A 21,562-nucleotide genomic window follows, 5' to 3' on the forward strand; every position below is an offset into this window, starting at 1 on the left:
CCCGCGCATAGGGCGCAGATCACGTACGAAGCACGTTAGGAGATAAACCATCCCCTTTTGAGCGGGACAGACGGTCTGGTCTGTCCCGTTTTGCCCTTCCCCGATCCACTATCGGGGATCGTACGTCACACCTTTGCCACTGCATTTTGCGGCCGCTAAGAATGGCTGTCGTCGCTCAGCGCCGCGGGTTCCCACCGCGGCGTTTGTGCGGGAAGGACCCGTGTCCCCCGCCGGACGGAGAGCGACTCCGCGCTATTCGAAGAGGTCCGCTGCCATGCCCAAGAACGTTGATTTTCGCCGACTCAGTCGCTCGCTGAACCGCCACCACAAGATCGCCATAGCCGGTGTCGCCACCCTCGGTGCCGCCGCCATCGCGTTCTCCGCGGTCCCCAGCAACGCCGAGACGACCACGAACGAGGCCACCGTTTCCACGGCCAAGGTGGAGTACGGCTCCGGCCAGGTGAAGGACGTCAAGGCCAGCGTCACCGACCAGCTCGCCGGTGCCAACCTGAAGGCCCAGGCCATCGAGGCCAAGGCCGCCGCCAAGAAGAAGACCGCCGCCGCCGCCGCGAAGAAGAAGGCGGCCGCCGAGGCCGCGGCCAAGAAGAAGGCCGCCGCCAAGAAGAGGGCCGCCGCCGCGCACAGGGCGAAGGAGGCCGCGAGCCGGTCCGCCAAGCGCGCCGCGCTGAGGAAGGCCGCGCCGAAGTACTACGCCAACAACCTCAACGGCTGGATCAAGCACAGCCTCGACATCATGAAGAGCAAGGGCATCCCGGGTTCCTACAACGGCCTCTACCGCAACATCATGCGGGAGTCCTCGGGCAACCCGAACGCCATCAACGACTGGGACATCAACGCCATCAACGGCATCCCGTCGAAGGGGCTGCTGCAGGTCATCCCGCCGACCTTCAACGCGTACCACGTCGCCGGCACGTCCTGGAACATCTACGACCCGGTCGCCAACATCACCGCCGCCGCCAACTACGCGGCCGACAAGTACGGCTCGATGGACAACGTCAACAGCGCGTACTGAGGTCAGCGCGGACCTCTGCACGTGAACGCCGAAGGGCGGCACCCCCTGACGGGTGCCGCCCTTCGCCGTCGTATCAGAACTTCTTGCGCACGACCTGTTGTCGGAGTCGGAACTACTTGCGCATGACCTCCGGCTCGTGGCGGCGCAGGAAGCGGGCCACGAAGAAGCCGCAGATGACGCCGAGGATGATCAGGGCGGCCATGTCCATGCCCCAGGCTCCGACGGTGTGCTGCCACAGCGGGTCGTTGCTCTTGTCCTTGCCGGGCGGGCTGATCTTGTTGAAGTCGAGCGTGGCGCCGGCCGCGGCGACCGCCCAGCGGGACGGCATCAGGTACGAGATCTGGTTGGCGCCGATCGAGCCGTTCAGGGTGAACAGGCAGCCGGTGAACACGACCTGGATGATCGCGAACATGACCAGCAGCGGCATGGTCTTCTCGGCCGTCTTCACCAGCGACGAGATGATCAGGCCGAACATCATCGAGCTGAAGCCCAGCGCCATGATCGGCACGGAGAGCTCGATCAGTGTGGCGCTGCCGAAGACCAGACCCTCCTTGGGGATCTCGCGGCTGGCGAAGCCGATGACGCCGACCATCAGGCCCTGCAGCACGGTGACCACGCCGAGCACGAAGACCTTGGACATCAGGTAGGCCGAGCGGGACAGGCCGGTGGCGCGCTCCCGCTCGTAGATGACCCGTTCCTTGATCAGCTCACGGACGGAGTTCGCGGCGCCGGCGAAGCAGGCGCCGACCGCGAGGATCAGCAGGACCGTGGTGGCCGTGCCGTTCGGAACGGGCTGTCCGGTGGTCTGGTTGATCATCGGGTTGGGCAGCAGGCCCTTCCCCGAGTCGATGAGCAGGCTCACCGAGCCGAGGACGAGCGGCAGGATCACCGTCAGGGCCAGGAAGCCCTTGTCGGAGGCGATGACCGAGGTATAGCGGCGAACCAGCGTGACGAACTGCGACATCCAGCCCTGCGGCTTGGGCGGCTTCATCGCCTGCATCGGCGGCATCTGTACGGACTGCGGCGCAACGGCGTCGATGTCCGCGGCGTACATCTGGTAGTGCTGCGAGCCCTTCCAGCGGCCCGCCCAGTCGTAGTCGCGGTAGTTCTCGAAGGCGGAGAAGACGTCGGCCCAGGTGTCGTAGCCGAAGAAGTTCAGTGCCTCCTCCGGCGGGCCGAAGTAGGCGACCGAGCCGCCCGGCGCCATCACCAGAAGCTTGTCGCAGATCGCCAGCTCGGCCACCGAGTGGGTGACGACGAGGACGGTGCGGCCGTCGTCGGCGAGGCCGCGCAGCAACTGCATGACATCGCGGTCCATGCCCGGGTCGAGACCGGAGGTCGGCTCGTCCAGGAAGATCAGCGACGGCTTGGTGAGCAGCTCCAGGGCCACCGAGACGCGCTTGCGCTGGCCACCGGAGAGGGAGGTGACCTTCTTCTCCTTGTGGATGTCCAGCTTCAGCTCGCGCAGCACCTCGTCGATGCGGGCCTCGCGCTCGGCGGTCGTGGTGTCGGCCGGGAAGCGGAGCTTGGCCGCGTACTTGAGTGCCTTCTTGACGGTCAGTTCCTTGTGCAGGATGTCGTCCTGCGGAACCAGACCGATGCGCTGGCGCAGCTCGGCAAACTGCTTGTACAGGTTCCGGTTGTCGTAGAGGACGTCGCCCTGGTTGGCGGGCCGGTAGCCGGTGAGCGCCTTGAGCAGGGTCGACTTGCCGGAGCCGGACGGGCCGATGACCGCGATCAGCGACTTCTCCGGGACGCCGAAGGAGACGTCCTTGAGGATCTGCTTGCCGCCGTCGACCGTGACGGTCAGGTGGCGGGCCGAGAAGGAGACCTCACCGGTGTCGACGAACTCCTCGAGGCGGTCGCCGACCAGCCGGAACGTGGAGTGGCCGACGCCGACGATGTCGTTCGGGCCGAGCAGCTGGGAGCCGCCCTTGGTGATCGGCTGGCCGTTGACGTACGTGCCGTTGTGCGAGCCCAGGTCGCGGATCTCGAAGCGGCCGTCGGGCGTGGCGTGGAACTCGGCGTGGTGGCGGGAGACCTGCAGGTCGGAGACGACCAGCTCGTTCTCCAGCGCACGGCCGATGCGCATCACACGGCCCAGCGAGAACTGGTGGAACGTGGTCGGGCTGCGGTCGCCGTAGACCGGCGGCGCCCCCGCGCCACCACCGGGGCCCTGCTGCTGGGGGATCGGCACGGCCTGTTGCGGCTGCTGCCAGCCGGCCTGCGGTGCCTGTTGCTGCGGTGGTGCCTGCTGCGCCCAGCCGGGGCTCGCGCCCTGGGCGGCGTACGGCTGCTGCTGAGGCTGAGCCTGCGGTGAGGCCACGCCGGCCGCCGCGCCGCCGACGCTCACGAGCGGGCCGTCGGTCGCGTTGCCGAGGTGCACCGCCGAGCCGGGCACGATTTCCATCTGATGGATCCGCTGCCCCTGCACGAACGTGCCGTTGGTGGAGCCGTGGTCCTCGATGACCCAACTACGGCCGCCCCAGCTGATCGTGGCGTGACGCCAGGACACCCTGGCGTCGTCGAGCACGATGTCGCCCTGCGGATCGCGTCCGAGGGTGTACGGCCTGGACGGATCGAGCGTCCAGGTGCGTCCATTCAATTCCAGTACGAGTTCCGGCACTCCAGCCCCACTGAGTAGTCCCCCGAGTTACCCCCATCACAGGGAGTCTAGGGATGTCGAACATCGTCGGGAACTATTTCAGGCTCGCCCCCCTGACCGAAAGTCGGGCCTCGTGAAGACCACGCACGTACGCATCGGCCGGTTCCGTTGACGGGGTTGAAACCGACCCGGAGAGTGGTAATCCACGCGAGGGGGACATGCGCGGCCGCCGTGCCGTGCTGCGGATCGGGGGGTCTGCCATGAGCGCGTCGTCGAGGTTCGGGACCGCGAAGAACGGCACGCGCGGCACACAAGTGCCGTGGGGAGATGTTGTGCTGTCCTCGATCGCCTCCGTGAGCTGGGCGTTGATAGGGATGGCGGGCACGGCGGCGCTCGGCCTGCATCTGCTGCAGGCGGACGCGTCGGGTTCGCTCGGCCCGATGACCGCGGCGGTCGTGGCACTTGGGGCCGGCGGTTCGGTCACCCCGTCGGGCGATGTGTCCGCGTTCGGACTGAAAGGTGCGGAGGCCCACACGGCCGTCACGATCACGCCATTGGGTGTCAGCCTCGTCGGCGCGCTGTTGCTGTCCTGGTTCTTCCTACGGTCCCTGCGCGCGGCCGGAGTTGTGATCGCGCCGGCCGAACTCCTGGCGCGCGCAGGCGCGGTGGTGGCGCTGTTCGTGGCGACGCTCGGGGGACTTGCCTGGGCGGGTCACGACGTCATCACGATCGACGGGGGCTCGCTGGGCCTGGACAAGCTGCCCGGTGGCGGTGGCGGTGGCGGCGTCGACATCCCGGGTCTGGGCGACATCGGTGACATCGGTGGGCTGCTGCCGGACAACATCGGCAACCTCATCCACGCGAAGGCGGCGGTCGGCTTCACCGTCGACACGGCGCCCACGCTGCTCGGCGGGCTCGGCTGGTCGGCCGGCATCCTGCTGATCGCCCTGCTGGCCTCGCGCCGCACCCCTCTGCCGCGCGGCTGGGAGGCCGTGCACAGGGTCGTCCGGCCGGCGGTGTCGGCGATCGTCGCGGTGATGCTGGTGGCGGTGGCGGCGGGCTGCGCGGCGGCGGTGTACGCGGCGATCAGTGACGACCATCCCAAACGGATCTTCGGCGCCGCACTGCTGGGCGCACCCAACGGCACCTGGCTCGGCATCCCGATCGGCCTGTTCGTTCCGTACGACGGCAACGCGACGGGCGCGCTGACCAAGGTCCTGCCCCACCCGCTCGACGACCTGCTCACCGCGAAGACCGACCAGTCGGTGACGCTGGGGCGGCTGGCGGACCTGGACGGACGCGTGTGGCTGCTGGCGGTGGCGGCGGCCGTGCTGATGCTCCTGGCCGGGGTGCTGACCGCGGTACGGACGCCGGTCTCCGTCGGGGGTGCCCCGGCGGGTGCGGGCCCTGCGGGCGTACGGGGGCCGGGCGCCCTCGGCTACGCGGGGCGGTGTGCGGTGCGGCTGGGCGTCGTCACCGCGTTGACCCTGCCGTTGCTCGCGTGGCTCACGGAGGTGTCGGTGGACGCCTCGCTGTCGGTGCTGGGCTTCGATGCGTTCGGCGCCGGGATCGAGCTGCAGGGGCACCTCGGCATGGCGCTGCTCCTGGGCGCTCTGTGGGGTGCGGGCGCCGGGGCCGTCGGAGCGCTGCTGGCCTGGGCGTCCGGTGCTGCGGGGAGGCGGGCGGCGCCACTTGCGCTGAGCGGCGCGACAGGGGCGGCGCCGGCCGGGGGCGCCGATCGTCCGCAGTACGCGCGCGAGGCCGGGGCCGGTGCTGGGTCTGGGGTGCCTGCCGGCGAGGCGGGGACGCCGGGAGACGCGTCGGGGCCTTACACGCCCAGTGCGTCGTACCGCGCTCCGAACCCCGCCACCAATCCGTATCTGCAGCTGCCGGACGAGTTGCGGGAACCGGAACCGGAGGACGTACGGCCGCGGTCCGGCGAGAGGCAGGGACCGGGCAAGCCGCCGCCCGACGCCGGCGACAGCGGCGTGTACGGCGCGCCCACGGTGGCGCGGCCGTTCGGGGGCCCGCCTCCTCGATCGCCGCGCCGTCCGTCCCGGCCCCGGCCCGGAAACCGGTCGCCTTCCTCACCGGACGAGGGGCCGCCCCCGCCTCCGCCTCCGCCTCCTCCGCCGGGAAGGCCCAAGGGCCGCCCGTGAGCCGTATACGTCGGTGGTGCCGGGGTGATTCCCTGGTCACCCGTCGTCGACCGCGGCAGTCGGTGCGGACGTGGCCGCCTCTTCAGTCCGCCGTCATCCGACCGACACCCACTGTTCCGTGTCCGCCAGGCGGACCGCGGCGGCGGTAGGCACTGCGTGCCGGATACGGTGGGTACACCATGAGCGCATCTCAGACCTCGACCTCTGACGTTCCCACTCTCCTCGTCAAGATCTTCGGCAAGGACAGGCCGGGAATCACGGCCGGTCTCTTCGACACCCTCGCCGCCTACTCCGTCGACGTGGTCGACATCGAGCAGGTCGTCACCCGTGGCCGGATCGTGCTGTGCGCACTCGTGACCCCTCCGGCGGACGGACTCGAGGGGGATCTGCGGGCGACCGTCCACAGCTGGGCCGAGTCGATGAAGATGCAGGCCGAGATCATCTCCGGGCATGGTGACAACCGGCCACGAGGCCACGGACGCTCACTGGTCACCGTGCTCGGGCATCCGCTCACGTCGGAGGCGACAGCCCGGATCGCCGCCAAGATCACCAAGGCCGGCGGCAACATCGACCGCATCTTCCGCCTCGCGAAGTACCCCGTGACGGCGGTCGAGTTCGCGGTCTCCGGTGTCGAGACCGAACCCCTGCGCACCGCGCTGGTGACGGACGCGGCGGCACTCGGTGTCGACGTGGCGGTCGTCGCGGCGGGGCTGCACCGGCGGGCGCAGCGGCTGGTCGTCATGGACGTCGACTCCACGCTCATCCAGGACGAGGTGATCGAGCTCTTCGCCGCCCACGCGGGCTGCGAGGACAAGGTCGCCGACGTGACCGCCGCGGCGATGCGCGGCGAGCTGGACTTCGAGCAGTCACTGCACGCGCGCGTGGCGCTCCTGGAGGGGCTCGACGCCTCCGTGGTGGACAAGGTGCGCAGTGAAGTACGGCTGACACCCGGTGCCCGCACGCTGATCCGCACGCTGAAGCGGCTCGGGTACCAAGTGGGTGTGGTGTCCGGTGGCTTCACCCAGGTCACCGACGACCTCAAGGAGCGGCTGGGGCTCGACTTCGCCCAGGCCAACACCCTGGAGATCGTCGACGGGAAGCTGACCGGCAAGGTCACCGGTGAGATCGTCGACCGCGCGGGCAAGGCACGGCTGCTGCGCCGGTTCGCCGCCGAGGCGGGCGTACCGCTCGCCCAGACCGTGGCGATCGGCGACGGAGCCAACGACCTGGACATGCTGAACGCGGCCGGTCTCGGTGTCGCCTTCAACGCCAAGCCGGTCGTACGGGAGGCGGCGCACACCGCGGTGAACGTGCCCTTCCTCGACACGGTCCTGTACCTGCTGGGCGTCACCCGCGAAGAGGTCGAGGCGGCGGACACCCACGACGAGGAGTAGGCGTCCCGTACGTGGAGGGGCCCGGCACCGTGGTGGTGCCGGGCCCCTCGGTCGTCGTGTCGGCTACTCGGTCGGCGCCCAGTAGTCGAGCAGCGTGGCCACGGCCGGCTCCAGGCTCTTCCAGGAGCCCTCGAAGGACAGGACGGCGAAGGCGGCGGCCGGGAAGCCCCGGCGGTTCATCCGCTCGCGGGCGTCGCCGTCCGACGAACCGGCCAGGACCTCGGCGAGGCCCTGCACGCCCGGATTGTGACCGATCAGTACGGCGTTCTGCGCGTCGTCCGGGACTTCGTTGAGCAGCGCGATCAGCTCGCCGGGCGAGGCCTCGTAGATCCGCTCCTCGTAGACGGTCTTCGGCCGGTGCGGAAACTCGTGGACGGCGAGCTTCCAGGTCTCGCGGGTCCGGACCGAGGTGGAGCAAAGGGCCAGGTCGAAGGGGATGCCGGTGTCGACCAGCTTGCGTCCGGAGACTGCGGCGTCCGAGCGGCCCCGTTCCGCGAGGGGGCGCTCGTGGTCCGCGACCTGTGGCCAGTCGGCTTTCGCATGCCGGAAAAGGACGATCCTGCGGGGTTCTGCGACGCTCATGGGATCCAGCTTCGCATGAAACAGGCCATGGGGCTCGGGTAGTTGACCAGCGGTCCAGCCGGTGCTCAACGCGCCACGAGCTGCTGCGCCCGCTCAAACAGGTGGGTGATCGCCGGGTCGCTCGCCGCCGCCTGCGCGTCCGTCGGGTTCAGCATCAGCGCCAGGAGCACGATGAAGGCGAGCGTCGGCAGAACGAGGGCCCACCAGGGCAGCCGGATGTCCACGCCACCCGTGGACGCCGGGTGGGGCCGCGTGTGCGTATGGGCCGACATGGATGCCTCCGCAGGTCTTCGAGTGGTCGGTGGCCCGCCTCTCGCGGCCACACTTCGAAGTTACGGACTCCGCGGTCCTCAACCCATCCGGAGATCCACCCAGTTGACCCTGACACTCGCCCCCTAGGGGATGGTGGGGCTAGCACCACCATGGGGTCCCGCTACCGGGTCCCGCTACCGGTTCCCTTCCCGGGGCGTCACTGCGAGGCGATCGTCACGGCGAGGCGATCGTCACGGCGAGGCGATCGTCGCGATGACGGCGATGATCACGAAGATGGCGAGGAACGAGCCGAAGACGAGCAGCATCTTCTTCTGGCCGTTCTGGGGATTCGGGTCGAGCACTGGCATACGGCAAGTCTCGCACCACGCGCCCGCCACGGTTCGCGCGGGGGGCATCGGGGTCAGCGGGCCGCCTCGTCCTCCACGGTGCGATTGCGCCCCGCCAGGACGCCGACCAGCATCTGCGGGATCATCAGCGCGGCCATGAGCGCGATCGGCAGACCCCAGCCGCCGCTGTGCTGGTAGAGCACGCCCACCAGGAGGGGGCCGGGGATGGAGATCAGATAGCCGGTGCTCTGCGCGAAGGCCGACAGCCGGGCGACGCCCGCGCCGGTCCTGGCCCGCATGCCGACCATCGTGAGGGCGAGCGGGAAGGCGCAGTTGGCGATGCCGAGCAGCAGCGCCCAGGCCCAGGCCCCGGCGGCCGGTGCGAGATACAGGCCGACGTAGCCGGCGAGTCCGCAGGCGCCCAGCGCGATCACGATCGGCCCCTGGTGCGGCAGCCTGGCGGCGACCCGCGGGATGACGAAGGCCAGCGGCACGCCCATCACCATGGTGACGGCGAGCAGCAGCCCCGCCGTGCCCGCGGGCACGCCCGCGTCCCGGAAGATCTGCGCCATCCAGCCCATCGTGATGTAGGCGGCGGTGGCCTGGAGCCCGAAGAAGACGGCCAGCGCCCAGGCGGTGCGGCTCCGGGTGATCCGCAGCGCGGGTGCCTCCACGCGCGCGTGCTCCTGCGGTCCGGCCGGCTGCTCGGCGGGCTCCGCTCCTCGCTGCCGTACGAACGGGATCCACGGCACCACCGCCGTCATGGCGAGAGCCGCCCACACCGCGAGCCCCGACTTCCAGCTTCCGCCCAGCGCGTTCGTCAGGGGCACGGTCACCGCCGCCGCGGCCGCCGTGCCCAGGGCGAGGGCCATGGAGTAGAGGCCGGTCATGGAGCCGACCCGGTCCGGGAACCAGCGCTTGACGATGACCGGCATCAGGACGTTGCTGACCGCGATGCCCATGAGGGCGAGTGCGCTCGCGGCCAGGAAGCCGGCCGTGCTGCCCGTGTACGGCCGTATGAGCAGGCCCGCGGTGATGGCGACCATGCCCGCGCACACCACCGCACCGGGTCCGAAACGGCGGGCGAGGCGCGCGGCCATCACGCCGAAGACGGCGAAACAGAGCGGGGGCACGGAGGTGAGCAGTCCGGCCACGCTGCCGCTCATACCGAGCCCGTCGCGAACCTCTTCGAGGAGCGCGCCGAGGCTGGTGATGGCGGGGCGGAGGTTGAGCGCCGACAGGACGATGCCGATCACGAGCAGTCGCATCGTCCACGCGCGCGTGGCGGGTCGCTGGAGCTCGTCCGCGGCCGCACTGCGCACGGCCTCGGATGTCGTCGTCCTGGTTTCCTGGCTTGCCATGACACCCATCATAGAATCATGGGATGATTGGTTGTCCACTTCCGGGTCGGCCGCTCCCGGCCATCGCGTGCGAAGGTGTGCCATGCCCCTGAGTCACCCCCGCCGTTCCGCACTGTCCGAGCAGGTCATCGCGGCGCTGCGGCACCAGATCACCTCGGGCGAGTGGCCGGTCGGCTCACGCATCCCGACGGAGCCGGAGCTGGTCGAGCAGCTCGGCGTCGCACGGAACACGGTCCGTGAGGCCGTCCGCGCGCTCGCGCACAACGGCCTGCTGGACATCCGCCAGGGCTCCGGCACCTATGTCGCGGCGACCAGTGAGCTGGCGGGTGTGATGCACCGCCGCTTCGCCGACGCGGACCCGCGGCACATCGCCGAGCTGCGCTCCACGCTGGAGTCGGCGGCCGCGAGGCTGGCCGCCGGGCGGCGCACGGAGAAGGACCTCAAGCAGCTCGACACGCTGCTCCTGCGGCGCGAGGAGGCCTGGGAATCCGGGGAGACGGAGGCGTTCGTGACGGCGGACGCGACCTTCCACCTGGCGGTGGTGGCGGCGTCCCACAACGACGTGATGAGCGCGATGTACGCGGACCTCGGCGAGGTGCTGCGGGACTGGCTGCGCGAGGACGTCGGCGCGAAGCTGACACCGGAGACGTACATGGACCACACCCGGCTGGTCGACGCGATCCGCGCGGGCGACGCCGAGGCGGCCGGCGTCGAGGCGGCGAGTTATCCGTTCCTGTGCCGTCCCGGACGGTTCACCGTTTCTGGTGACTGATCCACACCGAGCGGACTTCCTCCCAGCACCGTCCGGTGAGCCGTACGGTCATGGCCGGCCCGGTGTCGACCCGGGCGCCGTCGGTGTCGAGGTCCCACCACCGGGCGCACTCGACATGCAGGCTGACGCCGTCGGTCTGCGGATACGGGTTGTGGCAGTACACGGTCACATGGGAGCCGGTGATCCTGGTGCGGCACGCCGCGCCGAAGGGCTGCGGGGAGGGGGGTTTCCCGGGCTGCACGCGCGCGTGGGGAAGAGCCTCGCACGGCAGGAACATCACGAGAGCGACGGCGACGGTCACTGAGGCCAGACTGCGGAACAGGCGCACAAGGAGACCTCCTCGGCCGTGCTGGGGAGGGAATCACGTGCTGAACACGTAATCCAGAGTGCGCAGTTGAGCCCGGACCCGCCCGGCCGGATAGGCCGAACGGGTGATACGCCCAGGGCGCGCGCCCGGCAGGACGCGCGCCCTGGATCGCAGGTCAGACCGTAACGGCAGCCGCAGCGGCAGCGATCACGCGCCGATGGCGTGCAGACCGCCGTCCACGTGGATGATCTCGCCCGTGGTCTTCGGGAACCAGTCGCTCAGCAGGGCGACGATGCCCTTGCCGGCCGGCTCCGGGTCCTTGAGGTCCCACTCCAGCGGGGAACGCTCGTCCCAGACGGCGGCCAGGTCGCTGAAGCCCGGGATGGACTTGGCCGCCATGGAGCCGAGCGGGCCCGCGGAGATGAGGTTGCAGCGGATGTTCTGCTTGCCCAGGTCGCGCGCGATGTAGCGGCTGGTGGCCTCCAGGGCGGCCTTGGCCGGGCCCATCCAGTCGTACTGGGGCCAGGCGTACTGCGCGTCGAAGGTGAGGCCGACGACCGAGCCGCCGTTCTGCATCAGCGGCAGGCAGGCCATGGTCAGCGACTTCAGGGAGTACGCCGAGACGTGCATGGCGGTGGCGACCGACTCGAACGGCGTGTTCAGGAAGTTGCCGCCGAGCGCGTCCTGCGGCGCGAAGCCGATGGAGTGGACGACGCCGTCGAGGCCGCCCAGCTCCTCACCGACGACGTCGGCCAGACGGCCGAGGTGCTCGTCGTTCGTCACGTCGAGCTCGATGACCTTGGTGGGCTTCGGCAGCTTCTTGGCGATGCGCTCGGTCAGCGTGGGCCGCGGGAACGCGGTCAGGATGATCTCGGCGCCCTGCTCCTGGGCCTGCTTGGCGGCGTGGAAGGCGATGGAGGACTCCATCAGCACACCGCTGATCAGGACGCGCTTGCCCTCGAGAATTCCGCTCATGGTGATCAGTGACCCATTCCCAGTCCGCCGTCAACAGGGATGACGGCTCCAGTGATGTACGAGGCGTCGTCGGAGGCGAGGAACCGCACCGCCGCGGCCACCTCCTCCGGCTGCGCGTAGCGGCCGAGCGGCACCTGCTTCACGATGCCCTCACGCTGCTCGTCGGTGAGCACCTTGGTCATGTCGGTGTCGACGAAGCCGGGCGCGACGACGTTGAACGTGATGTTGCGTGAGCCGAGTTCACGGGCGAGGGAGCGCGCGAAGCCGACGAGCGCGGCCTTGGAGGCGGCGTAGTTGGCCTGGCCGGGGCCGCCGAACAGCCCGACGACCGAGGAGATGAGGACGACGCGGCCCTTCTTGGCGCGCAGCATGCCGCGGTTGGCGCGCTTGACCACACGGAAGGTGCCGGTGAGGTTGGTGTCGATGACCGAGGTGAAGTCCTCCTCGGACATGCGCATCAGGAGCTGGTCCTTGGTGATGCCGGCATTGGCCACGAGGACCTCGACGGGGCCGTGCTCGGCCTCGATCTCCTTGTAGGCCTGCTCCACCTGCTCGGTGTCGGTGATGTCGCACTTGACGGCCAGGAAGCCCGCCGGCGGCTCACCCGAGCGGTACGTGATCGCGACCTTGTCGCCGGCGTCGGCGAATGCGCGGGCGATGGCGAGGCCGATGCCCCGGTTGCCTCCGGTGACGAGAACCGAGCGGCTCAACGGATCACCCTTTCGATTGCGGTCTGAATACCCCCGCCCGAACACCTGGATGACAGGCGGCTTCCTCGGAAACCTATCGGGCCCGGGCCGCCCGCGGACAATCGGGCACCGACAGTGGCTTAGGGGACTCGCTGTCGGATCCCTACAGAAAGGTGCCGACCGCACCGGCAAACGTGTGGTCCGCCGACCGGTCGCCACGACATGATCGGAGCAACCGCTGGTCACTGTCATGCCAACAGGAAGAGACGCAGGTGCCTCATACCATCGACGAAGCCTTCAGGGCACTTCCCCTACGCGCCCTCGCCGACGCCGCGCTCGCACGCGCGCGTGCGCTGGGCGCCGAGCACGCGGACTTCCGGTTCGAGCGGGTGCGCAGCGCGTCCTGGCGGCTCAGGGACACCAAGCTCGCCGGGTCGTCGGACACCACCGATCTGGGGTACGCGGTGCGCGTCGTGCACGGCGGTGCCTGGGGCTTCGCCTCGGGGGTGGATCTGAGCCTCGACGCGGCCGCCAAGGTCGCCTCGCAGGCGGTGGCGATGGCGAAACTGTCCGCCCAGGTGATCAAGGCGGCCGGCTCGGACGAGCGCGTGGAGCTGGCCGACGAGCCCGTGCACACCGACCGGACCTGGATCTCGTCGTACGAGATCGATCCCTTCTCCGTGCCCGACGAGGAGAAGTCGGCGCTGCTGGCGGACTGGAGTTCACGGCTGCTCGCCGCCAACGGCGTCAACCACGTCGACGCCTCGCTCCTCACCGTGCACGAGAACAAGTTCTACGCCGACACGGCGGGGACCGTGACGACGCAGCAGCGCGTGCGGCTGCATCCGCAGCTGACGGCGGTGGCGGTCGACGAGTCGAGCGGCGAGTTCGACTCGATGCGGACGATCGCGCCGCCGGTCGGACGCGGCTGGGAGTACCTCACCGGCACCGGTTGGGACTGGGAGAGCGAACTCGAGCAGATCCCGGAGCTGCTCGCCGAGAAGATGCGCGCGCCGAGCGTCGAGGCGGGCCTGTACGACCTGGTCGTCGACCCGTCCAACCTGTGGCTGACCATCCACGAGTCCATCGGCCACGCCACCGAACTGGACCGCGCGCTCGGCTACGAGGCCGCCTACGCCGGCACCTCCTTCGCCACCTTCGACCAGCTCGGCAAGCTGCGCTACGGCTCCGAGCTGATGAACGTCACCGGTGACCGCACCGCCGAGCACGGCCTCGCGACCATCGGCTACGACGACGAGGGCGTGGTGGGCCAGTCCTGGGACCTGGTGAAGGACGGCACGCTGGTCGGCTACCAGCTGGACCGGCGGATCGCGAAGCTGACCGGCTTCGAGCGCTCCAACGGCTGTGCGTTCGCCGACTCCCCCGGGCATGTGCCCGTGCAGCGCATGGCCAACGTGTCACTGCAGCCGGATCCGGCCGGGATGTCGACCGAGGACCTGATCGGCGGGGTCGACCGCGGGATCTACGTCGTCGGGGACCGGTCCTGGTCCATCGACATGCAGCGCTACAACTTCCAGTTCACGGGACAGAGGGCATACATGATCCGGAACGGCCGCCTTGAGGGGCAGCTCCGGGACTTTGCATATCAGGGGGTCACCCCCCAGTTCTGGGGCTCCATGGAAGCTGTCGGAGGCCCCCAGACTTACGTGCTCGGAGGGGCTTTCAACTGCGGAAAGGCCCAACCGGGGCAGGTCGCTGCCGTGTCGCACGGATGCCCGTCTGCACTGTTTCGGAGTGTGAACATCCTGAACACTGCGAACGAGTCAGGCCGCCCCTGACAGGGCCGTCGTTCCGGCTCGAAGTCTGCACCAGGTCGACACGCGATCACAGCGAACCCCCTACGCCACGTCGTCCCAGTCCTCAACATCGTCCTCGGAGGGAGTCAGCGAGGGCGGGACGATCAGGCCCTTGAAGGGCTCCAGCTTCAGCCCCAGACGGTTGTGCATGGTGCGGGCGCCCCGGTCCATGGCCCGGCGGACGAGGTGCCCGTAGACCAGCTCCGTCGTCCTCGTGGTCCGGTGCCCCACCCACGCTGCGATCTCGAAGAGTTGTTGGACGTGGGCCGCATACCGCCGGTCGGGATGCGCGCCGAGAGCTTGAGTACCAAGTCCGGCTTGTCGACGATCATTGCGTTCTCGGCGCGCTTCAAGGTCACCGTGACCGGGCCGAACGCCTGCAAGAAGTCGTCACGCGGAGCGAACTCCCGCCCCATCGCCACCGCTGCCGAGTTGGCGTGGCGCAAGGCATCCTCGGCCTCTCCGGGCCGGTTGTCCCGGATCGCCGCAGCGGAGGCCCGCAGCAGCAACCAGCCCCATGCGCTCAGCTCCGCTGGAGTCGCACGCCAGATGCGCGGCTCCACCTCATCCGCCCACCGGGTCGCCAGTTCCCGCGCCTCAGCCGGCCGACCACGCCTCAGCAGAAGCCAGCACTGTGTGCTAATTGTCGCCGCCGCCTGAAGCCGGTCCGAGGACTCCTCCAGGGACCGGGACAAGGCGACGTCCGCCGCATCGAACTGTCTCGTCTGGGTGAGCAGCCAGCCCGTTAGCTGCGACAGCCGCACACGCACTGCACGCCCCTCGGGACCGCTCTCGGCGATGAGATCAGCATCCCGCAGCAAGGACGGAAGGATCACACTCAACTCTGCGAAACGATCACCAGAAAAGAGCGGGAGCGCCGACTCCAGGGCTTCTTGCACGCCTGTCACGGTCGGCTCTTCGGCCACCCCATCCGCCCGCACAGGAGCCACGAGCGCACTCCGGACAGCCTCCCAGCGATCACCAGCCCCTGGCGCCGCCGGCGATGAGGTTCGTAGTCGGTACCCGGAGCGCCTGTGCCAGCTGGCGAGCGGTCTCCAGTCGCGTGTCGGCCCGCTCTCCCTGCTCCAGCTTCCTGATCAAGGACAGGGATACGCCGGACTCACTCGCTAGCTGACGTTGCGTCAGGCCACGCCGCTTTCGTACTTCCTGAAGCCGTTTGCCAATGTCGGCACTCATGATTCGAGCGTACGGCGAGAGACACGCATCCATGCAGGCGACGGTGGAATGTGATGCGGAAGCAGCATGACGGCGGCAACAACCACGTGTTCCGGATCACCGGGGCTCGGGCGAGCCCCGACGAGGACGTGCGCGGCCGCCAGCGCCGGTACGTCATCTCGATGTCGATCCGCACGGCGTCTGTGATTGTCGCGGCCTCACTGTGGAACGTCGAACGGCACGTCGCAGGCGCGGCGTAACGTGGAAGCTGTCCCTGCGTGGGGCAGTGAAGAGGTCGGCGGCGACTGAAAGTGGCTCCGCTACCGCGGGGTTGGCGCAGCCACACGCCTCCCGCCGCCCACCGTCTTGCACGGTCGCGCATCCCCAGGCAACGGCATCAACGACGTGCGCAAATAGGCAGCGCCGAAGGTGTGTCCACACGTCGAATTCACCGCCTTCATGACACCCCAGCAGCCCTCTCGGACGGGCTCGCGCAGAGGCCTCACTTGACCAGAGGACCCGCCGAAATCGCAGGTCACCTGCCGCGCTAGCTCAAGAAAAGCTCAGATCAATCATGTTGTTCCGGTGCCGGGCGATGAGCTACCCGTGACATACTTCGTACGCGCTCCGCATCCCCCGAGGACGCCGCTGACGGTCCGTCGGTGGGGTCCGCGGGGGGGCGCGCTCCGCGTCCCGCGGGAACCTCGCTGACGGATCGTCAACGGGGCTCCTGAGGAACGAGGAGGAACAGTGAGTGATGAAGGCGATGCGAAGTCCCGCACGGGAAGGTGGAGCAATGCCGATAAGTGGCAGGTTTACCTAGCCGTAGCAGGACTCGTCGTGGCGGTCATCGCCACTGTGGGGCAATTTGTGCGCTAGCAGCCCCACACACGAGTACGGTCGCGACCAGGGCTGCAACGCACAAAGCCCGGTCGACACCTAGGCGACCGGGCTTGTGAACTGCGCTGGAGGGCTTGATTCGGGGTGCTGCCCGGATCGGGCCCTTCAGTGTTGTACGGGATGGCTGCAATCGGACCCACCCCGATTCGACAGGAAGAAATATACCGCACTCAGGTCACTCTGGAGCGGGTTCGTGTAGCTACACGGTACTCGCAGATCCGAGCATGACCGGTCGAACTTCCCTGGTCAGGGCAAGCCTCGCTCTCGCTCTGGCGAGAAACACTGCGCCACGCCAAGCACCCGATGGGTAGTCTCTGCATTGATCCGCAGTGCCGCTTCCAGTGGTCCATCTCGGCGCTTCCCCAGGCGGACCCGAAGGTCGACACCAAGTCATCACCAGACCCCCGTAACGTCCGGTTTCAACCCGCATGAACAGGGATTGAGGGTAGACCGTGAATAACCGCCTGACCTGCACAAACGCCGATCAGAGGGGTATGCCCCCTGACCCTGCGGAGAACTTCCAGTTCACGGGGCAGCGGTTCTTCAGGGTCGAGAACGGGCGGATCACCGGGCAGCTGCGGGACGTCGCGTACCAGGCGACGACCACCGACTTCTGGGGCTCGATGGCCGCGGTGGGCGGCCCGCAGACCTACGTCCTCGGCGGCGCCTTCAACTGCGGCAAGGCCCAGCCGGGCCAGGTCGCCGCCGTGTCGCACGGCTGCCCCTCCGCGCTCTTCAAGGGCGTCAACCTCCTCAACACCACGCAGGAGGCCGGTCGATGAGCGTCGAGTCCAGGATCGGCCGGGGGTCCGGGGGTTACCCCCCGGGAAAGCACAGTCTCAACACCACACAGGAGGCCGGTCGATGAGTGCCCGCACCAACAAGCCGCACGACATCGTCGAGCGGGCCCTGGAGCTGTCCGCCGCCGATGGCTGCGTCGTGATCGCCGACGAGCGCTCGACCGCCAACCTGCGCTGGGCGGGCAACACGCTCACGACGAACGGTGTCACGCGCGGGCGCACGCTCACCGTCATCGCGACCGTCGACGGCAAGGAGGGCACCGCCTCGGGTGTCGTCTCGCGCTCGGCCGTGACCGTGGACGAGCTGGAGCCGCTGGTCCGGGCCGCCGAGGCCGCCGCGCGCGCCGCCGGGCCCGCGGAGGACGCGCAGCCGCTGGTCACGGGCGTGACGCAGGCGCCGGACTTCACGGACGCGCCCGCGGAGACGACCTCCGCCGTGTTCGCCGACTTCGCCCCGGCGCTCGGCGAGGCCTTCGCACGCGCGCGTGCGGGCGGTCGGGAGCTGTACGGCTTCGCCAACCACGAGCTCGTGTCGAGCTACGTCGGTACGTCGACGGGTCTGCGCCTGCGTCACGACCAGCCCAACGGGACGCTGGAGCTGAACGCCAAGTCGCCGGACCGTACGCGCTCGGCGTGGGCGGGCCGCTCCACGCGGGACTTCAAGGACGTCGACCCGGCGGCGCTGGACGCGGAGCTCGCCGTGCGCCTGGGCTGGGCCGAGCGACGTGTCGAGCTGCCGGCGGGGCGCTACGAGACGCTGCTGCCGCCGACCGCCGTCGCGGACCTGCTGATCTATCAGCTGTGGTCGGCCTCGGGCCGGGACGCGGTCGAGGGCCGCACGGTGTTCTCCAGGCCGGGTGGCGGCACGCGCGTGGGCGACAGGCTCAGCGAGCTGCCGCTGACCCTGCGCAGCGACCCGAACGAGCCGGGACTGGAGTCGGCTCCCTTCGTGATCGCGCACTCCTCCGGCGGCGACCAGTCGGTCTTCGACAACGGCCTGCCGCTCGCGGCGACCGACTGGGTCCGCGAGGGCGAGCTCCGGCACCTGACGACCACCCGGCACAGCGCGGGCCTGACCGGGCTGCCCGTCGCCCCGGCCATCGACAACCTCGTCCTGACCGGGGGCGACGACCGCTCCCTGGACGAGATGCTCGCGGGGACCGAGCGCGGTCTGCTGCTGACGTGCCTGTGGTACATCCGCGAGGTGGATCCGGCGACGCTGCTGCTGACCGGCCTGACCAGGGACGGCGTGTACCTCGTCGAGAACGGCGAGGTGACGGGCGAGGTGAACAACTTCCGGTTCAACGAGTCGCCGATCGACGTGCTGGGGCGGGCCACGGAGGCGGGACGCACGGAAAAGACGCTGCCGAGGGAGTGGAGCGACTGGTTCACTAGGGCTGCGATGCCCGCGCTGCGGGTGCCGGACTTCAATATGAGCTCTGTCAGTCAGGGCGTATAACCTCGTAGCCGGTAGTCGCCCGGCTGCCCGATGATCAACAAGGAGATACGAGAACCGTGACGGACATCGTCGACGAACTGAAGTGGCGTGGGCTGATCGCCCTCTCCACTGACGAGGACGCATTGCGCAAGGCGTTCGCGGACGGTCCTGTCACGTTCTATTGCGGCTTCGACCCGACCGCGCCCAGCCTGCACCTCGGCAATCTCGTGCAGATCCTGACGATGCGCCGGATCCAGCAGGCGGGAAACCCTCCGCTGGGCCTGGTCGGGGGTGCCACCGGCCTGATCGGTGACCCGAAGCCGAACTCCGAGCGCACGCTCAACGCCCCCGAGGTCGTCGCCCAGTGGGTCGAGCGGCTGCGTGGCCAGATCGCCCCGCTGCTGGACTTCGAGGGCCCGAACGCGGCGGTCATGGTCAACAACCTGGACTGGACCCAGGGCATGTCGGCCATCGAGTTCCTGCGGGACGTCGGCAAGCACTTCCGCGTGAACAAGATGATCGCGAAGGAGGCCGTCGCCCGGCGCCTGGAGTCCCAGGAGGGCATCAGCTACACGGAGTTCAGCTACCAGATCCTGCAGGGCATGGACTACCTGGAGCTGTACCGGCGGTACGGCTGCACGCTGCAGACCGGCGGCAGCGACCAGTGGGGCAACCTCACCTCGGGCACCGACCTGATCCACAAGGTCGAGCCGGAGGCGGTGGTGCACGCGCTGGGCACGCCGCTGATCACCAAGGCCGACGGCACCAAGTTCGGCAAGACGGAGTCCGGCACGGTCTGGCTCGACCCCGAGATGACCACGCCGTACGCCTTCTACCAGTTCTGGCTGAACGCGGACGACCGGGACGTCTCCAAGTTCCTGCGTATCTTCAGCTTCCGCTCCCGCGAGGAGATCGAGGAGCTGGAGAAGCAGACCCAGGAGCGTCCGCAGGCCCGCGCCGCTCAGCGTGCGCTGGCCGAGGAGCTGACGACGCTGGTGCACGGCGCCGGCCAGACGGCCGCCGTGACCGCCGCGTCCAGGGCCCTGTTCGGGCAGGGCGAGCTGGCGGACCTCGACGAGAAGACCCTGACCGCGTCCCTCTCCGAGGTGCCGCACATCCAGGTCGCCGAGCTGGGGCTCGTCGTGGACCTCCTGGCCGAGGTCGGCCTGGTGGCCAGCAAGTCCGCCGCGCGCCGGACCGTGAAGGAGGGCGGCGCCTACGTGAACAACGTGAAGGTCGCCGCGGAGGACGCCGTGCCGGCCAAGGAGGATCTGTTGCACGGGCGGTGGCTGGTGCTGCGCCGGGGCAAGAAGAACCTGGCCGCGGTCGAGGTCACCGGAGCCTAGGCACACACGAAGGGGGCGGACTTTCTCGCATGGGATGTCCGTCCCCTTCGTCGTGCCTGCCCTCAGGCCGTCTGCTTTCTCTTGCCGATCGTCGCCATGTACGCCATGTCGACGAGGAAGACGATGATGATCGCGGCGACGAGCTGGAACGCGTGCCGGCTCCAGTCGATGCCCCGGGTCGATTCGACGCCGAACGCACGTGCGATGGCGTTGCCGGCGATGGCGCCGAGCATGCCGCAGATGGTGGTCAGCCAGAGGGGGCTGTGCTGCTTGCCGGGGATGATCGCCTTGGCGATCAGGCCCAGCACGAATCCCACGATGATCGCCCACAACCAGCCCATGGCTGCCTCCTCGTACGGCTCGACGTGAGCATTACTCCCAGTGTCGGGCCGTGCGCCGTACGACGCATGTCGGCCACGGCCGTACGTGCCAGGGCTGAGGTCGTCCGCCTAGGCGGGAGGTGACCCGGTCTCGTAGGCGGCGCAGGCGCGGCGTACCGTGGAGATGTCCGGGTGTCGTCTCCCGACGGGGATGCACCGGGCACGGGGACGGGGAGTGTCCGATGCGGGCGGATGGTGGAATGTGATGCGGAAGCTGCATGGCGGTGCCAACGGCCAGGTGTTCCGGATCACCGGCGCACGGACGAGCCTGGACGAGGACGTTCGCGGGCGGCAGCGCCGCTACATCATCTCGATGTCGATCCGAACGGTGGCGGTGATCCTCGCGGCCACGCTGTGGAACGTCGAACGGCACGTCGCGATCGTGGCGTTGGTGCTCGGGGCGGCTCTTCCCTACATCGCCGTCGTGATCGCGAACGCGGGGCGGGAGAACGCGCCATCGCTTCCGTCGACGTTCGTGAGCGCCCCGATGCGTCCGATGATCGCGCCGCAGGGGACGAACGACGGTTTCGCGGAACCGAACCCGGAAGATGTCGCGGCCGAGCCCGCACCGGGTGCACGAAGCGAACCGCACGATCGCGCGTGAGCGCTGCGGCAGCGTCGCGGACGGCAGTCGACTCCGCGCCAAGCTCAAGAAAGCTCAGATCAATCATGCTGTTCCAGTGCCGGGCGGCAGGTTCCCCGTGACATACTTCGTACGCGCTCCGCATCCCCCGTCGGAGCGACAGACCGACGCCGGGCAGCTCCCCCCGTGGCTGCTCGGCGTCGCCTTGTTCAGCGCCCTTCCGGCCCGCCTGTGAGACGAATCCGTGAGTGACGAGACCCCGATCTGCTCCGCCAAGGGCTGCCGTACCGACGCCGTGTGGGTGCTCGCGTGGAACAACCCGAAGATCCATACTCCGGAGCGGCGCAAGACCTGGCTGGCGTGTGAGGGGCACCGGGAACATCTGTCGCAGTTCCTCGGAGTGCGGGGCCTCCTGAAGGACGTCGTGAAGCTCGACGACTGGGAAGCGCCCGAGGGTTCCTAGGCCCCGGCAGGCGACGTTCGCCCATTGAGGAGCGGCGTTGGTGCGTGCTCTGGGCCCCCGGGCCGGAGGCTGGGGGAAAACCGGTTGCGGGCCCTCGTACTTGACGTACTTGGATCTGTGCCCGGTGCCGCGAGTCGGGCACGTCCCCACGCCCTTGAGGCAGTGGGGCGTGCCGGGCGTCGC

At 69.2% G+C, this 21,562-nt stretch carries 21 protein-coding genes and 1 pseudogene; 11 read left to right on the plus strand and 11 right to left on the minus strand.

Annotation, left to right across the window (positions count from 1 at the left end; all coding sequences use genetic code 11):
- Window positions 1-274 precede the first annotated feature (274 nt).
- Window positions 275-1,033, plus strand: a complete 759-nt coding sequence (locus ACYUED_RS09850; protein WP_491291890.1) for a transglycosylase SLT domain-containing protein — start codon at window positions 275-277, stop codon at window positions 1,031-1,033.
- A 112-nt stretch (window positions 1,034-1,145) separates the two neighbouring features.
- Here ACYUED_RS09850 and ACYUED_RS09855 read toward each other — a convergent pair whose 3' ends face one another.
- Window positions 1,146-3,659 (minus strand): ABC transporter ATP-binding protein/permease, encoded by a 2,514-nt coding sequence (locus ACYUED_RS09855; protein ID WP_491291891.1) that lies wholly within the window; start codon window positions 3,657-3,659, stop codon window positions 1,146-1,148.
- 239 nt (window positions 3,660-3,898) lie between these two features.
- Here ACYUED_RS09855 and ACYUED_RS09860 point away from each other — a divergent pair, with 239 nt between their 5' ends.
- Window positions 3,899-5,797, plus strand: a complete 1,899-nt coding sequence (locus ACYUED_RS09860) for a streptophobe family protein (RefSeq protein ID WP_491291892.1) — start codon at window positions 3,899-3,901, stop codon at window positions 5,795-5,797.
- Window positions 5,798-5,976: 179 nt separating this feature from the next.
- Entirely contained in the window at window positions 5,977-7,191 is a 1,215-nt protein-coding gene (gene serB, locus ACYUED_RS09865) for a phosphoserine phosphatase SerB (RefSeq protein WP_491291893.1), read from the plus strand.
- 63 nt (window positions 7,192-7,254) lie between these two features.
- Here the strand turns inward: serB and ACYUED_RS09870 are convergent, their stop codons facing one another.
- The 4 genes from ACYUED_RS09870 to ACYUED_RS09885 all read right to left on the minus strand — a co-directional run bounded on the left by ACYUED_RS09870 (window position 7,255) and on the right by ACYUED_RS09885 (window position 9,733).
- The gene (locus ACYUED_RS09870) at window positions 7,255-7,773 is read right to left on the minus strand and encodes a SixA phosphatase family protein (protein WP_491291894.1); all 519 of its coding nucleotides are present in this window, start codon (window positions 7,771-7,773) and stop codon (window positions 7,255-7,257) included.
- 65 nt (window positions 7,774-7,838) lie between these two features.
- Entirely contained in the window at window positions 7,839-8,045 is a 207-nt protein-coding gene (locus tag ACYUED_RS09875; RefSeq protein WP_491291895.1) for a hypothetical protein, read from the minus strand.
- A gap of 231 nt (window positions 8,046-8,276) precedes the next feature.
- Window positions 8,277-8,393 carry an SGM_5486 family transporter-associated protein gene (locus tag ACYUED_RS09880; protein ID WP_097262240.1) on the minus strand — a complete coding sequence of 39 codons (117 nt, stop codon included), beginning with the start codon at window positions 8,391-8,393 and terminating at the stop codon, window positions 8,277-8,279.
- 53 nt (window positions 8,394-8,446) lie between these two features.
- Window positions 8,447-9,733, minus strand: coding sequence for a CynX/NimT family MFS transporter (locus ACYUED_RS09885; protein ID WP_491291896.1), 1,287 nt, complete (start codon window positions 9,731-9,733; stop codon window positions 8,447-8,449).
- 82 nt (window positions 9,734-9,815) lie between these two features.
- Between ACYUED_RS09885 and ACYUED_RS09890 the strand changes: the two genes are divergently transcribed.
- Window positions 9,816-10,505, plus strand: a complete 690-nt coding sequence (locus ACYUED_RS09890) for a FadR/GntR family transcriptional regulator (RefSeq protein WP_491291897.1) — start codon at window positions 9,816-9,818, stop codon at window positions 10,503-10,505.
- Here the strand turns inward: ACYUED_RS09890 and ACYUED_RS09895 are convergent.
- The 3 genes from ACYUED_RS09895 to fabG form a co-directional block, all read right to left on the minus strand.
- Window positions 10,486-10,833, minus strand: coding sequence for a hypothetical protein (locus tag ACYUED_RS09895; protein ID WP_491291898.1), 348 nt, complete (start codon window positions 10,831-10,833; stop codon window positions 10,486-10,488). The two genes, ACYUED_RS09890 and ACYUED_RS09895, sit on opposite strands and share 20 nt — an antisense overlap.
- Before the next feature lie 186 nt (window positions 10,834-11,019).
- Entirely contained in the window at window positions 11,020-11,787 is a 768-nt protein-coding gene (fabI, locus tag ACYUED_RS09900) for an enoyl-ACP reductase FabI (RefSeq protein WP_266678621.1), read from the minus strand.
- A 5-nt stretch (window positions 11,788-11,792) separates the two neighbouring features.
- Window positions 11,793-12,497, minus strand: coding sequence for a 3-oxoacyl-[acyl-carrier-protein] reductase (gene fabG, locus ACYUED_RS09905; protein ID WP_491291899.1), 705 nt, complete (start codon window positions 12,495-12,497; stop codon window positions 11,793-11,795).
- Between the two features lie 251 nt (window positions 12,498-12,748).
- Between fabG and ACYUED_RS09910 the strand changes: the two genes are divergently transcribed.
- Window positions 12,749-14,275, plus strand: coding sequence for a TldD/PmbA family protein (locus ACYUED_RS09910; protein ID WP_491291900.1), 1,527 nt, complete (start codon window positions 12,749-12,751; stop codon window positions 14,273-14,275).
- A gap of 146 nt (window positions 14,276-14,421) precedes the next feature.
- On the opposite strand, the gene ACYUED_RS09915 is transcribed toward ACYUED_RS09910, so the two are convergent.
- Together ACYUED_RS09915 and ACYUED_RS09920 are read right to left on the minus strand one after the other, a co-directional pair.
- Window positions 14,422-15,192 (minus strand): hypothetical protein, encoded by a 771-nt coding sequence (locus tag ACYUED_RS09915; RefSeq protein WP_491291901.1) that lies wholly within the window; start codon window positions 15,190-15,192, stop codon window positions 14,422-14,424.
- 79 nt (window positions 15,193-15,271) lie between these two features.
- Window positions 15,272-15,523 (minus strand): helix-turn-helix transcriptional regulator, encoded by a 252-nt coding sequence (locus tag ACYUED_RS09920; protein WP_491291902.1) that lies wholly within the window; start codon window positions 15,521-15,523, stop codon window positions 15,272-15,274.
- Window positions 15,524-15,543: 20 nt separating this feature from the next.
- Between ACYUED_RS09920 and ACYUED_RS09925 the strand changes: the two genes are divergently transcribed.
- The 4 genes and pseudogenes from ACYUED_RS09925 (at window position 15,544) to tyrS (ending at window position 19,953) form a co-directional block, all read left to right on the plus strand.
- Window positions 15,544-15,729, plus strand: a complete 186-nt coding sequence (locus ACYUED_RS09925) for a DUF3099 domain-containing protein (protein WP_491291903.1) — start codon at window positions 15,544-15,546, stop codon at window positions 15,727-15,729.
- A 1,155-nt stretch (window positions 15,730-16,884) separates the two neighbouring features.
- Window positions 16,885-17,151, plus strand: a pseudogene (locus ACYUED_RS09930) (metallopeptidase TldD-related protein); the annotation flags it as partial.
- A gap of 82 nt (window positions 17,152-17,233) precedes the next feature.
- Window positions 17,234-18,628, plus strand: a complete 1,395-nt coding sequence (locus ACYUED_RS09935; protein WP_491291904.1) for a metallopeptidase TldD-related protein — start codon at window positions 17,234-17,236, stop codon at window positions 18,626-18,628.
- Window positions 18,629-18,684: 56 nt separating this feature from the next.
- The gene (gene tyrS, locus ACYUED_RS09940; protein ID WP_491291905.1) at window positions 18,685-19,953 is read left to right on the plus strand and encodes a tyrosine--tRNA ligase; all 1,269 of its coding nucleotides are present in this window, start codon (window positions 18,685-18,687) and stop codon (window positions 19,951-19,953) included.
- 62 nt (window positions 19,954-20,015) lie between these two features.
- Here tyrS and ACYUED_RS09945 read toward each other — a convergent pair whose 3' ends face one another.
- Window positions 20,016-20,294: a GlsB/YeaQ/YmgE family stress response membrane protein gene (locus tag ACYUED_RS09945; protein ID WP_491291906.1), complete on the minus strand. Its 279-nt coding sequence runs from the start codon at window positions 20,292-20,294 to the stop codon at window positions 20,016-20,018.
- A 244-nt stretch (window positions 20,295-20,538) separates the two neighbouring features.
- Between ACYUED_RS09945 and ACYUED_RS09950 the strand changes: the two genes are divergently transcribed.
- Both ACYUED_RS09950 and ACYUED_RS09955 read left to right on the plus strand, forming a co-directional pair.
- Window positions 20,539-20,937, plus strand: a complete 399-nt coding sequence (locus ACYUED_RS09950; protein WP_491294199.1) for a DUF3099 domain-containing protein — start codon at window positions 20,539-20,541, stop codon at window positions 20,935-20,937.
- A gap of 223 nt (window positions 20,938-21,160) precedes the next feature.
- Complete coding sequence (locus ACYUED_RS09955) at window positions 21,161-21,379, plus strand: hypothetical protein (RefSeq protein WP_491291907.1); 219 nt, start codon at window positions 21,161-21,163, stop codon at window positions 21,377-21,379.
- Window positions 21,380-21,562: the final 183 nt, after the last annotated feature.

It is taken from the genome of Streptomyces sp. DF42 (assembly GCF_058267695.1).

Excerpts from the sequence above, each read along its gene's own strand:
- ACYUED_RS09850 (WP_491291890.1), top strand. The coding sequence starts at position 275 with ATGCCCAAGAACGTTGATTTTCGCCGACTCAGTCGCTCGCTGAACCGC.
- ACYUED_RS09860 (WP_491291892.1), top strand. The coding sequence starts at position 3,899 with ATGAGCGCGTCGTCGAGGTTCGGGACCGCGAAGAACGGCACGCGCGGC.
- serB (WP_491291893.1), top strand. The coding sequence starts at position 5,977 with ATGAGCGCATCTCAGACCTCGACCTCTGACGTTCCCACTCTCCTCGTC.
- ACYUED_RS09870 (WP_491291894.1), bottom strand. The coding sequence starts at position 7,773 with ATGAGCGTCGCAGAACCCCGCAGGATCGTCCTTTTCCGGCATGCGAAA.
- ACYUED_RS09875 (WP_491291895.1), bottom strand. The coding sequence starts at position 8,045 with ATGTCGGCCCATACGCACACGCGGCCCCACCCGGCGTCCACGGGTGGC.
- ACYUED_RS09880 (WP_097262240.1), bottom strand. The coding sequence starts at position 8,393 with ATGCCAGTGCTCGACCCGAATCCCCAGAACGGCCAGAAGAAGATGCTG.
- ACYUED_RS09885 (WP_491291896.1), bottom strand. The coding sequence starts at position 9,733 with ATGGCAAGCCAGGAAACCAGGACGACGACATCCGAGGCCGTGCGCAGT.
- ACYUED_RS09890 (WP_491291897.1), top strand. The coding sequence starts at position 9,816 with ATGCCCCTGAGTCACCCCCGCCGTTCCGCACTGTCCGAGCAGGTCATC.
- fabI (WP_266678621.1), bottom strand. The coding sequence starts at position 11,787 with ATGAGCGGAATTCTCGAGGGCAAGCGCGTCCTGATCAGCGGTGTGCTG.
- ACYUED_RS09920 (WP_491291902.1), bottom strand. The coding sequence starts at position 15,523 with ATGGATGCGTGTCTCTCGCCGTACGCTCGAATCATGAGTGCCGACATT.
- ACYUED_RS09925 (WP_491291903.1), top strand. The coding sequence starts at position 15,544 with ATGCGGAAGCAGCATGACGGCGGCAACAACCACGTGTTCCGGATCACC.
- ACYUED_RS09935 (WP_491291904.1), top strand. The coding sequence starts at position 17,234 with ATGAGTGCCCGCACCAACAAGCCGCACGACATCGTCGAGCGGGCCCTG.
- ACYUED_RS09945 (WP_491291906.1), bottom strand. The coding sequence starts at position 20,294 with ATGGGCTGGTTGTGGGCGATCATCGTGGGATTCGTGCTGGGCCTGATC.
- ACYUED_RS09950 (WP_491294199.1), top strand. The coding sequence starts at position 20,539 with ATGCGGAAGCTGCATGGCGGTGCCAACGGCCAGGTGTTCCGGATCACC.